General features: G+C 71.1%; 14 protein-coding genes and 2 tRNA genes. 7 read left to right on the top strand and 9 right to left on the bottom strand.

Annotated features, from left to right (window positions below; genetic code table 11):
- Positions 1–165 precede the first annotated feature (165 nt).
- The 9 genes from purM to purS all read right to left on the bottom strand — a co-directional run bounded on the left by purM (position 166) and on the right by purS (position 9,298).
- Positions 166–1,236 (bottom strand): phosphoribosylformylglycinamidine cyclo-ligase, encoded by a 1,071-nt coding sequence (gene purM / locus ACIQ9E_RS22910; RefSeq protein ID WP_006348236.1) that lies wholly within the window; start codon positions 1,234–1,236, stop codon positions 166–168.
- 88 nt (positions 1,237–1,324) lie between these two features.
- A complete protein-coding gene (gene purF, locus ACIQ9E_RS22905; protein WP_403709778.1) occupies positions 1,325–2,842 on the bottom strand; it encodes an amidophosphoribosyltransferase in 1,518 nt (505 codons plus the stop codon).
- Between the two features lie 208 nt (positions 2,843–3,050).
- On the bottom strand, positions 3,051–3,560 hold the full coding sequence (locus ACIQ9E_RS22900; protein ID WP_403709776.1) for an META domain-containing protein: 510 nt from the start codon (positions 3,558–3,560) through the stop codon (positions 3,051–3,053).
- A gap of 93 nt (positions 3,561–3,653) precedes the next feature.
- Complete coding sequence (locus tag ACIQ9E_RS22895; protein WP_403709774.1) at positions 3,654–4,460, bottom strand: sterol carrier family protein; 807 nt, start codon at positions 4,458–4,460, stop codon at positions 3,654–3,656.
- Between the two features lie 10 nt (positions 4,461–4,470).
- A complete protein-coding gene (locus tag ACIQ9E_RS22890) occupies positions 4,471–5,457 on the bottom strand; it encodes a M23 family metallopeptidase (RefSeq protein ID WP_403709772.1) in 987 nt (328 codons plus the stop codon).
- A gap of 25 nt (positions 5,458–5,482) precedes the next feature.
- Entirely contained in the window at positions 5,483–6,001 is a 519-nt protein-coding gene (locus tag ACIQ9E_RS22885; RefSeq protein WP_403709770.1) for an ArsR/SmtB family transcription factor, read from the bottom strand.
- A 125-nt stretch (positions 6,002–6,126) separates the two neighbouring features.
- Complete coding sequence (purL, locus tag ACIQ9E_RS22880) at positions 6,127–8,376, bottom strand: phosphoribosylformylglycinamidine synthase subunit PurL (RefSeq protein WP_403709768.1); 2,250 nt, start codon at positions 8,374–8,376, stop codon at positions 6,127–6,129.
- Positions 8,373–9,053, bottom strand: coding sequence for a phosphoribosylformylglycinamidine synthase subunit PurQ (purQ, locus tag ACIQ9E_RS22875; protein WP_006348229.1), 681 nt, complete (start codon positions 9,051–9,053; stop codon positions 8,373–8,375). The genes purL and purQ overlap by 4 nt, the downstream gene beginning before the upstream one ends.
- Positions 9,050–9,298 carry a phosphoribosylformylglycinamidine synthase subunit PurS gene (gene purS, locus ACIQ9E_RS22870; RefSeq protein ID WP_006348228.1) on the bottom strand — a complete coding sequence of 83 codons (249 nt, stop codon included), beginning with the start codon at positions 9,296–9,298 and terminating at the stop codon, positions 9,050–9,052. The genes purQ and purS overlap by 4 nt, the downstream gene beginning before the upstream one ends.
- Before the next feature lie 499 nt (positions 9,299–9,797).
- On the opposite strand from purS, the gene ACIQ9E_RS22865 reads away from it, so the two are divergent.
- The 7 genes from ACIQ9E_RS22865 to ACIQ9E_RS22835 all read left to right on the top strand — a co-directional run bounded on the left by ACIQ9E_RS22865 (position 9,798) and on the right by ACIQ9E_RS22835 (position 14,529).
- A complete protein-coding gene (locus ACIQ9E_RS22865; RefSeq protein WP_403709765.1) occupies positions 9,798–10,133 on the top strand; it encodes an Lsr2 family protein in 336 nt (111 codons plus the stop codon).
- A 236-nt stretch (positions 10,134–10,369) separates the two neighbouring features.
- Positions 10,370–10,441: transfer RNA gene (locus ACIQ9E_RS22860), tRNA-Gly, on the top strand.
- A gap of 78 nt (positions 10,442–10,519) precedes the next feature.
- Positions 10,520–10,592, top strand: a tRNA-Gly gene (locus tag ACIQ9E_RS22855).
- A gap of 209 nt (positions 10,593–10,801) precedes the next feature.
- Positions 10,802–11,719, top strand: coding sequence for an ABC transporter ATP-binding protein (locus ACIQ9E_RS22850; protein ID WP_403709763.1), 918 nt, complete (start codon positions 10,802–10,804; stop codon positions 11,717–11,719).
- Between the two features lies 1 nt (position 11,720).
- Positions 11,721–12,530 carry an ABC transporter permease gene (locus ACIQ9E_RS22845; protein ID WP_403709761.1) on the top strand — a complete coding sequence of 270 codons (810 nt, stop codon included), beginning with the start codon at positions 11,721–11,723 and terminating at the stop codon, positions 12,528–12,530.
- Positions 12,531–12,565: 35 nt separating this feature from the next.
- Positions 12,566–13,921, top strand: a complete 1,356-nt coding sequence (locus tag ACIQ9E_RS22840; protein WP_403709759.1) for a sensor histidine kinase — start codon at positions 12,566–12,568, stop codon at positions 13,919–13,921.
- Positions 13,918–14,529 (top strand): response regulator, encoded by a 612-nt coding sequence (locus ACIQ9E_RS22835; protein WP_403709757.1) that lies wholly within the window; start codon positions 13,918–13,920, stop codon positions 14,527–14,529. Before ACIQ9E_RS22840 ends, ACIQ9E_RS22835 begins: the two co-directional genes overlap by 4 nt.
- Positions 14,530–14,537 lie beyond the last annotated feature (8 nt).

The following is a 14,537-nucleotide window of genomic DNA, read 5'->3' as shown; positions in this document are numbered from 1 at the left end:
GCTGTGCGGACCCCGGTCCCGGAGGACCGGCCGACGACTGCCCCCGCGGGGGCGGGGCCGCGGCGGGCGGTGCGGCCCGGGGCCGTACCGCCACTGCCTCCGCGGGCTCCGTGCCCGTGGCTGTCCACCGTCGGATCCGCTACCGTGCGTCGCCGCGCCCGTACATCAGACCGCGTAGTCGCCGACGAGTGCGGCACCGGTGGTGTGCTCGCCGCGCTCGGTGATCTCACCGGCCACCCAGGCCTCCACACCGCGGTCCGCCAGTACGGTCAGGGCGGTGTCGGCCGACTCCTGCGGGACCACGGCGATCATGCCGACGCCCATGTTCAGGGTCTTCTCCAGCTCCTCCCGCTCGACCTGTCCGGCCCGGCCGACCAGATCGAAGACCGGGCCCGGGGCCCAGGTGGAGCGGTCGACGACCGCGTGCAGCCCGTCGGGGACGACCCGGGCGAGATTGTTCGCCAGACCGCCGCCGGTGACATGGCTGAAGGCATGGACCTCGGTGGTCCGGATCAGCGCCAGACAGTCGAGGGAGTAGATCCGGGTGGGCTCCAGCAGCTCCTCGCCGAGCGTCCGGCCGAACTCCTCGACCTGCTGCTCCAGCGCCATGCCCGCCCGGTCGAACAGCACATGCCGGACCAGCGAGTACCCGTTGGAGTGAAGGCCGGACGACGCCATCGCGATCACCGCATCACCCGTACGGATACGATCCGCGCCCAGCAGCCGGTCGGCCTCGACCACACCGGTGCCGGCGCCCGCGACATCGAACTCGTCCGGGCCGAGCAGTCCGGGGTGCTCGGCGGTCTCGCCGCCGATCAGGGCGCAGCCGGCCAGGACACAGCCCTCGGCGATGCCCTTGACGATCGCGGCGACCCGCTCCGGGTGGACCTTGCCCACACAGATGTAGTCGGTCATGAAGAGGGGCTCGGCGCCGCAGACGACGATGTCGTCGACGACCATGCCGACCAGGTCGTGGCCGATGGTGTCGTAGACGCCGAGGCGGCGGGCCAGATCGACCTTGGTGCCGACGCCGTCGGTGGCGGAGGCCAGCAGCGGGCGCTCGTAGCGCTTGAGGGCGGAGGCGTCGAAGAGTCCGGCGAAGCCGCCGATACCGCCGAGGACCTCGGGGCGGCGGGTCTTCTTCACCCACTCCTTCATCAGCTCGACCGCGCGGTCTCCGGCCTCGATGTCGACACCTGCGGCCGCGTAGCTGGCACCGGTGAACTCAGTGGTCATGACAGGGGGCTTTCTGGTTCTGAGGGCGGCGCCGTCGCCGTCGACGGCATCCAGGAGGCCGGGAGGGACAGCGGCGGCGCGGCGATCATCAGGGGCGGCGCAGCGCGTCGGCGGCGTCGGCGCCGCCCGCCAGCTCGGTTTCGAGGAGCTGCTTGCCGAGCAGCTCGGGATCGGGCAGCTCCATCGGGTACTCGCCGTCGAAGCAGGCCCGGCAGAGGTTCGGCTTGGGGATCGTGGTGGCCGCGATCATGCCGTCGATGGAGATATAGGCGAGGGAGTCGGCTCCCAGGGAGGCGCCGATCTCGTCGATGGTCATGCCGTTGGCGATCAGCTCGGCCCGGGTGGCGAAGTCGATACCGAAGAAGCAGGGCCACTTCACGGGCGGCGAGGAGATCCGTACATGGACCTCGGCGGCGCCCGCCTCGCGGAGCATCTTCACCAGGGCGCGCTGGGTGTTGCCGCGGACGATGGAGTCGTCGACGACGACCAGCCGCTTGCCCCGGATGACCTCGCGCAGGGGGTTGAGCTTGAGACGGATGCCGAGCTGGCGGATGGTCTGGGACGGCTGGATGAAGGTCCGGCCGACATAGGCGTTCTTGACGAGTCCGGAGCCGTACGGAATACCGCTGGCTTCCGCGTAGCCGATGGCGGCGGGGGTGCCGGACTCCGGGGTCGCTATGACGAGATCGGCGTCGGCGGGGGCCTCGGCGGCCAGTTTCCGGCCCATCTCGACCCGGGAGAGATAGACGCTGCGCCCGGCGATATCGGTGTCGGGGCGGGCCAGGTAGACATACTCGAAGACACAGCCCTTGGGCTTCGCTTCTGCGAATCGGGAGGTACGGATCCCGTTCTCGTCGATGGCGATCAGCTCGCCGGGCTCGATTTCGCGGACGAAACCGGCACCGCAGATGTCGAGGGCGGCGGACTCGCTCGCCACGACCCAGCCGCGGTCGAGGCGGCCGAGGACCAGCGGGCGGATGCCCTGCGGGTCACGGGCCGCGTAGAGGGTGGTCTCGTCCATGAAGACGAGGGAGAAGGCGCCCCGGACCCCGGGCAGGACCCGGGCGGCGGCCTGCTCCACGGAGAGCGGCTTGCCGTCCTCGTCGGTCTGCCCGGCGAGGAGGGCGGTCACCAGATCGGTGTCGTTGGTGGCGGCGACCTGGGTGGCACGGCCGTCCTGGCGGGGCAGCTCGGCGACGAGCGCGGCCAGTTCCGCGGTGTTGACCAGATTGCCGTTGTGGCCGAGGGCGATGGAGCCGTTGGCCGTGGCGCGGAAGGTGGGCTGGGCGTTCTCCCAGACCGAGGCGCCGGTGGTGGAGTAGCGGGCATGTCCGACGGCGATATGTCCCTTGAGGGAGCCGAGGGAGGTTTCGTCGAAGACCTGGGAGACCAGTCCCATGTCCTTGAAGACGAGAATCTGTGAACCGTTGCTGACCGCGATACCCGCGGATTCCTGGCCTCGATGCTGGAGGGCGTAGAGCCCGAAGTAAGTGAGCTTTGCGACCTCTTCTCCCGGGGCCCAGACCCCGAAGACGCCGCAAGCGTCCTGGGGGCCCTTCTCGCCGGGAAGCAGATCGTGATTGAGTCGACCGTCACCACGTGGCACGGCACCGAGTGTAGGCGAGATCGACCACTGGTCCGAATTGGCGAAGGTCACATCGCGGACTCGCCTTCGGGCCGGGTGGTGGACCGGGCCCCGGACCGTACCGATCGTCGGCCGGCCGTACGGTGCCGTGGGACCGCCGCGAGGCCGGATCCGGCCCGGTGCAGGCCCGGGTCCGGCCCCGGAGGGCGGGGTTCCGTGGGGGTTGCGGTCAGCCCGCGGTGGCGCGGAGGCCGCTGCCGTCGGCACCGGTCAGGGTGAGGGTGCGGCCGTTGACGGTGTACGCGACTTTTCCGGCCAGCACCTTGGACAGATGCTGCTCGACCTCTCCCCTGCCGCCGTCGCAGAGCATCTTGGTCCCGGCGACCGGGCCGACGGCGAGCGCGGTGCCGGTGTCCTTCGCCGTGGCCGTGAAGCGGTTGCAGCCGAGGCTGCCGCGGAGGGTGCCGTCGCCGCCGAGGGTGAAGTGGGCGGCCTTCGCGGTGCCCGGGGGCAGGTCGCGGCTGGTGCCCGCGCCGGTCAGCGCGGTCACGGTCCAGTCGGTGCCGGTCAGCGGTTCGGGCGAGGGTTCGGTGGTGACCTCGGCGGCGGGGGGCTGTCCGTCGCCGTTCTTCTCCGCCGCTCCGTCCCGGCCGGGGGCCTGCTCGCTGCCGCATCCGGCGGCGGCGAGCAGCGCGAGGAGGAGCAGGGCGGTGGTGGGGGTGCTCGGGTGCCTGGGCATGCCCCTGGGACGTGACCGGGCCGCGACCGGTTCCCGCCGGGGGGACACGGCCGAGGGGCTGGTGGCCGGGCCCGGCCGGCGGTTTCGGCGGTATCAGCCGAGGACGGGCAGGACGGCGGAGAGGTCGGCCCGTTCGCCGCTGGCACCGGCCTTCGCGGAGGCCACGGCCGCCGCCCAGTCCAGCCGGCCGGTGGCCAGCCGGATCCAGGTCAGCGGATCGGTTTCGACGACGTTGGGCGGGGTGCCGCGGGTGTGCCGGGGGCCCTCGATGCACTGGACGACCGCGTACGGCGGCACCCGTACCTCGACGGAACCGCCGGGTGCCGCGCCCGCCAGGGCATCGGCGAGGAGCCGGGTGGTGGCGGCGAGCGCGTCCCGGTTCAGGGGCAGTTCGATTCCGGCGGGGGCGAGGGCGTCGTTGAGGTCGTCGGTGTGGACGGTGAGTTCGACGGCCCGGGTGACCAGGTAGTCCGGGAAGCGCATCGGCCCGACCCTGGTGACGACCCGCCGTTCGTCGGGGGTGCCGGAGAGGGCCGCGCCGAGTTCGCCCGCGAGTTCGCCGTACGCCTCGGGGAGCGGGCCGTCGGCCGCCCGCTGCCGGGCGTCCTCGCCGATCGGCCCGGCGTGGGCGCGGATGGCGTGGGGCCACTGCTCCAGGGCGAGGGTCGCCTCACCGCGGGGCGGTTCGGGCGCGGTGGTGACGGTGACGATGTGCCGGGACGCCAGGAGGATATGCGCGGCCAGCTCCCGGACGGTCCAGTCGCCGAGCCGGGTGGGCAGCGCCGACTGCTCGGGCGTGAGCGCGGCGACCGCGGCGCGGACGGTGCCGTACTGGCCGAGGACGGCGGTACGGAGCTTGGCGGAGTCGTAACGGCGGGGACGCTTCTTGGCCGGTGGCATGGGCGCGAGCTTAGGGCTTGTCGGCCGCCGCGACGGGGGCGGTGTCCGCGGACGCGGACTCGGTTCCGTGGTGCGGTGGTACGGGCTCCGCCGGGGAGGCGGCCGCGGGCTCCGGCCCGGTGCCGGGCTCGGGTGCCGTGAAGATCTCCTTGTTCTCGGGCAGGCCCACCCCGCGCCAGCGGAACGGGATGCCCCGGGCCGTCTCGGGGTCCGGCCCGTCCATCAGCTGGAAGTGGACGTGCGGTTCGGTGGAGTTCCCCGAATTGCCGCAGGCGCCGATGGTCTGTCCCGCGCGTACCCGGTCGCCGTCCCCGACCGTCAGGGAACCACGCTTGACGTGCGCGTACAGGGCGTACGTCCCGTTCCCGAGGTCGAGCACCACATGGTTGCCGGTGATGCCCCACGGGCCGCGCAGGGAGCGGACGAAGGCCTCCACGAGCATCAGATAGACGACCATCGGCAGGGAGTTGCGGCTGAGGTGGTCGCGCTGTCCGTCCCGGGCCCGGACGACGGTACCGTCCGCGACCGCCAGCAGGGGGGCGCCGAAGGCCGGGAAGGCGGAGCTGCGCCGGACCGGCGGCCACACCCAGCGGAAGGCGGGGGACTCGGGGCCGTCGGCCGGAGCGGCGACGATGTCGATGGCGTACGACTGGGCGAGCTGGTGCGTGCCGTGGCTCGGGACCTTGTCGGCCGGGCTGTTGTGGGCCAGCCAGCGGCCGCTGACGGGGGCGTCGACCAGGACCGCGGCGGGTGTTCCGGCATCCCGGTGCCCTGCGGTGTCGAACCGGGAGCGGAGCAGGTCGAGCGCGATGGCCACGGCGGCGGGGACGAACGGCAGCCACCAGCCGCCGGGCCGGTTCAGTACGAGGTCCAGCAGGATCAGGGCGATGACCAGCCACCAGCAGACCCGGGCCCCGACGGCGACGCCTTTGTTCAGACGGTCGCGGCCGCGGCGCTCCGCGGGCGGGGTGACGGGCTGGTGCTGGGGCTCGGTCATGGCGGTCTCCCGGGTCCGGGGGCGATCAGGGCTGGGCGGCGGTGAGCGCGACCAGCAGGGGCACGGTCCGGGCCGGCGGTACGGCGTACCGGCCGCGGCCCGTGGTGTGGAGCCAGCCCGCGGAGCCGAGCTGGCGGAGGTGGTGGTAGATCTGGCCGGAGGTGCCGAGACCGTCGAGTTCGGCCAGTTCGGCGGCGGTACGGCGGCCCCCGAGGATCTCCCTCAGCAGCCGGAGCCGTACCGGATGGCCGAGCGCGGCGAGCGCCTCCGCCGACGCGGTCCAGTCCCGGTCCAGCAGGTCGTCCGTGAGCAGGCCGAACTGCCACTCGTACCGCTCGCCGGTCGGCAGGGCGACGTCCCCGGTGAACAGCACCCCTCCGGTGTCCGCGCCGAGGCCGGACAGTTGCTCCTTCAGACCTTTCAGGGCCCAGAAGGACTCCTGTCCGGTGTCCTCGCCGGACCGGCCGGCCGGGCTGAAGGTCTCCCTCTCCTCCAGTGCGGCCAGCCGGAGTTCCAGCTCGGCGACGCGCTGTTCCAGGTCCATGGCACCCATCCTACGTAGTTACGAAATTACGTGCAAGCATCGTTCGGGAACGGGCCGGGGAACGGCCGAGCCCCCGCCCGCGCGAACGCGGACGGGGGCTCGGAAGGGCCGTTCGGGCCGGACCGTCAGGCCAGCAGCGCGGGGATCGTCCCCTCGTACGCCGTACGCGCCTCGTCCAGCGGGATCGTGAACTCCCCCTGCACCTCCAGCGCATCGCCGTCGACCACACCGATACGGGTCACGGGCAGCCCGCGCGCCCCGCACATATCGGTGAACCGCAGCTCCTCGCTGCGCGGCACGGAGACCACCGCACGCCCGGCCGACTCGCTGAACAGGAAGGTGAAGGCGGAGAGACCGTCCGGGACGACCAGCCGCGCGCCGTGCCCGCCGCGCAGGGCCGACTCCAGCACCGCCTGCACCAGACCGCCGTCCGACAGATCGTGCGCCGCGTCGATCATCCCGTCGCGGGAGGCCGAGATCAGGATTTCGGCCAGCAGCTTCTCCCGGTCGAGGTCGACCGCCGGGGGCAGCCCGCCGAGGTGGTCGTGGACCACCTGCGACCAGGCCGAACCGCCGAACTCCTCCTTCGTGTCGCCGAGGAGGTAGAGCAGCTGCCCCTCTTCGGCGAAACCGATCGGGGTACGGCGGTTGACGTCGTCGATCACACCGAGCACGGCGACGACCGGCGTCGGGTGGATCGCCGTCTCCCCGGTCTGGTTGTAGAGGGAGACATTGCCGCCGGTGACCGGCGTACCGAGGTGCAGACAGGCGTCCGCCAGACCGCGCGTGGCCTCCGCGAACTGCCACATCACACCCGGGTCCTCGGGCGAGCCGAAGTTCAGGCAGTCGGAGACCGCCAGCGGCCGGGCGCCGGAGGCGGCGACATTGCGGTACGCCTCCGCGAGCGCGAGCTGGGCGCCCGCGTACGGGTCGAGCTTGGCGTACCGGCCGTTGCCGTCGGTCGCCATCGCCACACCGAGGTTGGTCTCCTCGTCGATCCGGACCATGCCCGCGTCCTCGGGCTGCGCGAGCACCGTATTGCCCTGGACGAACCGGTCGTACTGGTCGGTGATCCACGCCTTCGACGCCTGGTTCGGCGAGGAGAGCAGCCGCAGCACCTGCGCCCGCAGCTCGGCGGAGTCCGCCGGCCGGGGCAGCGCGCCCGCGTCGTCCGCCTGGAGGGCGTCCTGCCACTCGGGGCGGGCGTAGGGACGCTCGTACACCGGGCCCTCGTGGGCGACGGTCCGCGGCGGTACGTCCACGATCTGCTCGCCGTGCCAGAAGATCTCCAGCCGCTCGCCCTCGGTGACCTCACCGATGACGGTGGCGATGACGTCCCACTTCTCGCAGATCTCCAGGAAGCGGTCGACCTTGCCGGGCTCGACGATCGCGCACATCCGCTCCTGCGACTCGCTCATGAGGATCTCCTCGGGCGAGAGCGTGGCATCGCGCAGCGGAACGGTGTCGAGGTCGATGTGCATACCGCCCGAACCGGCACTGGCCAGCTCGCTGGTCGCACAGGACAGTCCGGCGCCGCCCAGGTCCTGGATCCCCGCGACGAGCTTCTCCCGGAAGATCTCCAGGGTGCACTCGATGAGCAGCTTCTCCTGGAAGGGGTCGCCGACCTGGACTGCGGGCCGCTTGGCGGGGCCGGTGCTGTCGAAGGTCTCGGAGGCCAGCACGGAGACGCCGCCGATACCGTCGCCGCCGGTCCTGGCGCCGTACAGGATGACCTTGTTACCGGGGCCCGAGGCCTGCGCGAGATGGATGTCCTCGTGCTTCATGACCCCGATACAGCCCGCGTTGACCAGCGGATTGCCCTGGTAGCAGGGGTCGAAGACGACCTCGCCGCCAATGTTCGGCAGACCGAGGCAGTTGCCGTAGCCGCCGATGCCCGCGACCACGCCCGGCAGGACGCGGCGGGTGTCGGGGTGGTCGGCGGCGCCGAAGCGGAGCGGGTCGACGACGGCGACCGGGCGGGCACCCATCGCGAGGATGTCGCGGACGATACCGCCGACTCCGGTGGCCGCGCCCTGGTAGGGCTCGATATAGGAGGGGTGGTTGTGCGATTCGACCTTGAAGGTGACCGCATAGCCCTGGCCGACGTCGACGACGCCCGCGTTCTCGCCGATGCCGACGAGCATCGCGTCGTTCTCGGGGGCCTTCTCGCCGAACTGCCGGAGATGGACCTTGCTGGACTTGTACGAGCAGTGTTCCGACCACATGACCGAGTACATGGCCAGTTCGGCACCGGTCGGGCGACGGCCGAGGATCTCGCGGATACGGGCGTACTCGTCCTGCTTCAGCCCCAGCTCGGCCCAGGGCTGTCCGGCGTCGGGCGTGCCCTCGGCGTGCTTGACCGTGTCGAGGCTCATGCTGCCACCAGCTTCTTGATGATCGACGTGAAGAAGGGGAGGCCGTCGGTGCGGCCGGTGCCGATCAGCGGCTCCACGGCATGCTCCGGGTGCGGCATCAGCCCGACGACATTGCCCTCGGCGTTGGTGATACCGGCGATGTCGCGCAGCGAGCCGTTGGGGTTGGTGCCGAGATAGCGGAACGCCACCCGGCCCTCCGCCTCCAGTTCGTCGAGGACGCGCTCGTCGGCGACGTACCGGCCGTCGATGTTCTTCAGGGGTACGGAGATCTCCTGGCCCGCCGAGTAATCGGAGGTCCATGCGGTCTCCGCGTTCTCCACCCGGAGGCGCTGATCCCGGCAGATGAAGTGGAGATGATTGTTCCGGAGCATGGCGCCGGGCAGCAGATGCGACTCGGTGAGGATCTGGAAACCATTGCAGATACCGAGAACCGGCAGGCCGGCCCTCGCCTGTTCGATGATCGTCTCCATCACCGGCGAGAAGCGGGAAATGGCACCGGCCCGGAGATAGTCGCCGTAGGAGAACCCGCCGGCGAGGACGACGGCGTCCACCTGGTGGAGATCTTTGTCACGGTGCCAGAGGGAGACGGGTTCGGCGCCGGCGAGACGGATCGCCCGAAGGCTGTCCCGGTCGTCGAGCGTGCCGGGGAACGTGACGACCCCGATACGAGTTGTCACGACTCGTCTACCTTTACAACGAAGTCTTCGATGACGGTGTTGGCGAGAAACGTCTCGGCCATCTCATGGATACGGGCGAGGGCGGCGTCGTCGACCGGCCCCTCGACCTCCAGCTCGAAACGCTTTCCCTGACGTACGTCCGCGATGCCGTCGAATCCGAGGCGGGGCAGTGCGCGCTGCACCGCCTGCCCCTGCGGGTCGAGGATCTCGGGCTTGAGCATGACGTCGACTACGACGCGTGCCACGGGCACTCCCGGGGTGATGTGGTGCGAAGGCGGTCCGCTCAGCGTACCCGGCCGGAAAATCTACTCGCGTAGATATCCGCAGGTCACACCGGGGAACATCACAGGAACACCACAGGAACACCCAGAGCGGCAAACGGTGGAAATCCAGCAGAATTTCCCGGTCGCTTTGCCGGACTCCGATGTGTTCCACTGGGGCGGGTGGTGCGAACCGGAGGCGGGATCGCGGTCCGGTCCCGGCCGAAACGGACCCTGCATCCCGGCAACACCCCCCGGCCCGCCCCCGTTCGCGTTCGGGCGCCTCAGTACGGGTTCGGCCACGGAAGACGCGCGGGCAATTGCCCGCTCTTCACAATGCCCGGTCGGTCGCTGTACAAAGGAATACGTAACCCTCATTGCCGGAAAGTCGGTATCACCATCCGGAGCCGGTGACGGAACCGGCTGCACCCTTACCCGGCCCTTCGGCCGGAGGATGCGATACCGCGGGAAAGGACCGATATCCGTGGCTCAGCGAGTAGTGGTCGCACTCTTCGACGACATCGACGGAGGCGAAGCGGCGGAAACGGTCACGTTCGGCCTGGACGGGAAGTCGTACGAGATCGACCTCAATACCGCGAACGCCAGGAAACTGCGTTCGGCGCTCGCCCCCTACCTGACGGCCGGGCGCAAGCAGCCCGCCGGCGGCCGGCGGCGGCCGGCCAGGACCGCGTACAAGCACACGACGCTGGAGCCGTCCCCGGCCGCCGTACGGGCCTGGGCGCAGTCCAACAAGATGGAGGTGCCGGCCAGGGGCCGGATCCCCAAGGCGGTGTACGAGGCCTTCCGCAAGGCGAGTTGAGCGACGGCGGCGGGCTCGGGGAGGGCGGCCGGGGCCGCACCGCCGGAAAGCCGTGACGCGGAGCCCGCTGTGGGCGCGTTCCGGCCGCCCTTCGGCCGGGCTCAGCGGGTATCCGCGGGTCAAGATCCACTCATGAACCGGCCCGGCCCGGTTCCGAGTTGCACAACCCCCCGGTGAGTCGGCTAAAGTCTGACTCACGCCGAGGGGCGAGGCCGAAAAGCCCACCTCAGCAGCGTGCGGGTGTAGTTCAGTAGTAGAACATCCCCCTTCCAGGGGGAAGGCGCAGTGTGCAATCCCTGTCACCCGCTCTCATCACTGTCATCGACCACTCCGGTGGATCGGGTACAGTGGTGTTCGCACCGCAGGCGAAAGCCGAGCGGGAGCATGCGGACGTAGCTCAGTTGGTAGAGCGCAACCTTGCCAAGGTTGAGGTCGCCAGTTCGAACCTGGTCGTCCGCTCAGCGATAAGGCCCCGGTCGAAAGACCGGGGCTTTTCGCATTTCCAGGCCACTCCGGCTTCCTCGCCCGGACTTCCGTCGACTCGCCCGGACTTCCGTCGCGGGGCCTCCTTGCCCGCGCTTCCCTGGGGCTTCCGCCATGACAAATGTCATCGGCCCCGGTGACAGCCCGCACTGCCCGCGGCCGCCGGGCGGCGGAAGCCTTGAGGCATGACCACTGACGAGTACGTGATCACCGCCGAGGATCTGCGGCGCAGGTATGCGGGAGGCTTCGAAGCCGTCCGCGGAGTCTCCTTCTCCGTGGCCCGCGGCGAGATCTTCGCCCTGCTCGGGACGAACGGCGCCGGAAAGACCTCGACGGTCGAGCTGCTCGAAGGGCTCGCCGCCCCGTCCGCCGGATCCGTACGCGTCCTCGGCCACGATCCGTACCGCGAACGGGCCGCCGTCCGCCCCCGGATCGGGGTCATGCTCCAGGAGGGCGGCTTCCCCTCCGACCTCACGGTCACCGAGACCGCCCGGATGTGGGGCGACTGCACCAGCGGGGCGCGTCCGGTGGCCGAGGCACTGGACCTGGTGGGGCTGACGGCGCGGGCCAGGGTCCGGGTCAGTCAGCTCTCCGGCGGCGAGCGGCGCCGGCTCGACCTGGCGCTGGCGCTGATCGGCCGCCCCGAGGTCCTCTTCCTCGACGAGCCGACCACCGGCCTCGACGCGGAGGGGCGGCGGGACACCTGGGACCTGGTGCGGGCGCTGCGGGACACCGGGACGACCGTCCTGCTGACCACGCACTATCTGGAGGAGGCGGAGACGCTGGCGGACCGGCTGGCGATCATGCACCAGGGGGTCATCGTCACCACCGGCAGCCCCGCAGAGGTCACGGGCGCCCGGCCGGCCCGGATCCGGTTCCTGCTGCCGCCGGACGTACCGGCCGCCCGGCTGCCGCTCGCCCTGAAGGCCGGGGCCATCGGACGGCAGGTGGAGATCCAGACCCATGAACTCCAGACGTCCCTGGAGGAGCTGCTGCGGTGGGCGCGGGAGCAGCAGGTGCAGCTGGAGGGCCTCGACGCCCGTGCCGCCTCCCTCGAAGAGGCGTTCCTCGAAATAGCTCAGACCGAAATGGCGGGTATGTGACATGGCGGCGACGGTGTTGGACGGTACGGGTGCGGGCACGGCCCGCCGGACCACGGTGGCGCAGCGGCTGACCGCCCTCGGCCGGGCCGAGCTGATCCTGCTGCTGCGGAACCGGACCGCGCTCTTCATGGCGCTGGCGATGCCGCTCGCGCTGGTGCTGACGATGCAGGCATCGCTTAAGGAGATGGACCTCGGCAAGGCCGGGATGAGCATCGCCGAGGCCGCGGTGATCGGCGGTACCGGCTTCATCCTGCTGCTGGTCGTCCATGTGAACCTGGTCTCGGCCTATGTGGCGCGGCGCGAGGAGCTGGTCCTCAAGCGGCTGCGCACCGGGGAGGTCTCCGACCGGGAGATCCTCGCGGGGACGGCACTGCCCTCGGTGGGGCTGGCGCTGGTCCAGATCGTGCTGCTGCTGGTGGCGGCGGTGGCGTTCCTCGATCTCCGCGCACCCGAGCGGCCCGAACTCCTGCTGGCCGGGGTGGTGCTGGCCGTGGCGGTACTCACTTCGCTGGCGGCGCTGATCTCGGCCTGGACCCGGACCGTGGAGAGTTCCCAGCTCACCGTGATGCCGATGCTGATGATCTCGTCGATCGGCTCGGGGCTCTTCGTCCCGGTCGAGCTGATGCCGGACAACATCCGCGCGGTGGCGGAGCTGCTGCCGATGACCGGGGCGATGACGCTGGTCCGGGACGGGTGGCTCGGGGTGTCCGACGGCAAGGACCTGCTGGGGGCCGCGCTCACGGCCTTGGCGTGGGTGGCGCTCTCGGTGTTTGCTGTGAACCGGTGGTTCCGCTGGGAGCCACGCCGCTGACCTGTAGTTTTGCCGGTGAGAGCCAGGGGGTTGCTGTGCGTGTGAAGGGCTGGACCGGGCGCGGCAAGCTCGCCAAGATCAATATCTACTCCCGCGGCACGGTGTACTTCACCCACTGGGTCAACGCGGCCTTCTTCCTTCTGATGATCGTGATCGAACCCATCAGGGAGCGGACTCCCGCGATCGCTGTGACCGGGGTACTGACCGGCACCGTCTCGGCCTTCGTCTGCGCCCGGCTGCTCCGCCGGGCGATGGACGCCTATCTGGGGCAGGGCGAGGTCTCCCGGGTCCTGCTGGTGGCGGGCGGCGCGCTGGGTGCGGTGAACGCCGGTCTCGGACTGGTCGTCGCCTTGACCGGGGTGGTCGACCAGCGCGACGAGGGTCTGGTGTATCTGGCCGTCGGCGGACTGATCCCCTTTCTGCTCGTGCACAGTCTCCTGGTGCCGGTCCGGACCACAGTCCTGGTCCAGGGTTCGCTGGTGACCGGGATCACCGGGCTGCTGGCGCTCGGCGGCGCCCCGTGGTCCGTCCTGGTGGGCACCTTTCTGTCCGCCGCGTTCATGACCGGGTGGATGGCCTTCGCGGTGATCGCTTCGATGTGGGGACTGAAGGTCGTCGGAGAGCTGCGGGACGCCCGGGATGTCCGGGCCCGGCTGGCGGTCGCCGAGGAGCGGCTGCGGTTCGGACGGGATCTGCACGATGTCCTCGGCCGGAATCTGGCGGTGGTGGCGCTCAAGTCGGAGCTGGCGGTGCAGTTGGCCCGGCGAGGCCGGGCCGAGGCCGTCGACCAGATGGTCGAGGTGCAGCAGATCGCCCAGGACTCGCAGCGCGAGGTGCGCGAGGTGGTCCGGGGCTACCGGGAGGCGGATCTGCGGGTCGAGCTGGAGGGGGCCCGGTCGGTGCTGGGTGCGGCCGGAATCATCTGCAAGGTCATCGCGGACGAGGTGGACGAGCTGCTGCCGGCACCGGCGCGGTCGGCGCTGGGGTGGGTGGTCCGGGAGGCGACGACCAATGTGCTGCGGCACGGGGACCCGCGGCGCTGCACGATCTCGTTGGGAGTCGTCGGCGGCGCGGTCGTCCTGGTGGTGGAGAACGACCGTGCGGACACGGCGTCGCTCCGCCCGGACGGCGGCGGCTCCGGCCTCGCAGGCCTGCGGGAGCGGCTGGCAGCGGTGGGCGGCACCTTGGAGGCGGCCCCGGTCCGCGGCGGCCGCTTCCGGGTGACGGCCCGGATCCCGGCGGCGGACGTTCCGGCGGAGAGTGGTCCGGCAGCGGGTGTTCCGGCGGCGGACGTTCCCGCGGCGCGCGGGGCAGGGCCGGACGGGGACTTTGGACCGAAGAGGGAGGGGCCGGGCCGGGACGCCGTGGCCGGTGGGGAGGACAGGGCATGACTTCCGTACGCGTACTGCTCGCCGACGACGAGCATCTGATCCGCGGTGCCCTGGCCGCGCTGCTCGCCCTGGAAGACGATCTGGAGGTCGTCGCCGAGGCCGCGTCCGGCCCCGAGGCCCTCGCCATGGCCCGGATCCACCGCCCCGATGTCGCCGTACTGGACCTCCAGATGCCGGGGGCAGACGGTGTGAGTGTCGCCACATCCCTGCGGGCCGAACTGCCCGGCTGCCGGACCATGATCGTGACCAGTCATGGTCTGCCGGGCCATCTCAAACGCGCCCTGACCGCCGGGGTCCGCGCCTTCGTCCCCAAGACGGTCAGCGCCCAGCGGCTCGCCGAGATCATCCGTACCGTCCATGGGGGAAACCGCTATGTCGACCCGGAGTTGGCCGCGGACGCGATCTCCGCGGGGGACTCCCCGCTGACCGCCCGCGAGGCCGAGGTACTGGAGCTGGCGGCGGACGGGGCGCCGGTCGCGGAGATCGCCCGGCGGGCCGCGCTCTCCCAGGGCACGGTCCGGAACTACCTCTCGTCGGCGGTTTCGAAGCTGGGCGCCGAGAACCGTCACTCGGCGGCCCGTCTCGCCCGCGAGCGCGGTTGGGTATAGTAGGCAGC

The sequence above is a fragment of the Streptomyces sp. NPDC094448 genome (assembly GCF_044763775.1).
Lineage (GTDB): Bacteria > Actinomycetota > Actinomycetes > Streptomycetales > Streptomycetaceae > Streptomyces.
The sequence above is the reverse complement of the archived record's forward strand: the minus strand, read 5'-3'. Positions and strand labels throughout refer to the sequence as shown.

Bases quoted from the DNA above. Each gene is read 5' to 3' on its own strand.
- ACIQ9E_RS22885 (WP_403709770.1), bottom strand. From the start codon at position 6,001: ATGGACCTGGAACAGCGCGTCGCCGAGCTGGAACTCCGGCTGGCCGCA.
- ACIQ9E_RS22850 (WP_403709763.1), top strand. From the start codon at position 10,802: ATGACCACTGACGAGTACGTGATCACCGCCGAGGATCTGCGGCGCAGG.
- ACIQ9E_RS22835 (WP_403709757.1), top strand. From the start codon at position 13,918: ATGACTTCCGTACGCGTACTGCTCGCCGACGACGAGCATCTGATCCGC.
- ACIQ9E_RS22895 (WP_403709774.1), bottom strand. From the start codon at position 4,460: ATGCCACCGGCCAAGAAGCGTCCCCGCCGTTACGACTCCGCCAAGCTC.
- purL (WP_403709768.1), bottom strand. From the start codon at position 8,376: ATGAGCCTCGACACGGTCAAGCACGCCGAGGGCACGCCCGACGCCGGA.
- purM (WP_006348236.1), bottom strand. From the start codon at position 1,236: ATGACCACTGAGTTCACCGGTGCCAGCTACGCGGCCGCAGGTGTCGAC.
- ACIQ9E_RS22890 (WP_403709772.1), bottom strand. From the start codon at position 5,457: ATGACCGAGCCCCAGCACCAGCCCGTCACCCCGCCCGCGGAGCGCCGC.
- ACIQ9E_RS22900 (WP_403709776.1), bottom strand. From the start codon at position 3,560: ATGCCCAGGCACCCGAGCACCCCCACCACCGCCCTGCTCCTCCTCGCG.
- ACIQ9E_RS22845 (WP_403709761.1), top strand. From the start codon at position 11,721: ATGGCGGCGACGGTGTTGGACGGTACGGGTGCGGGCACGGCCCGCCGG.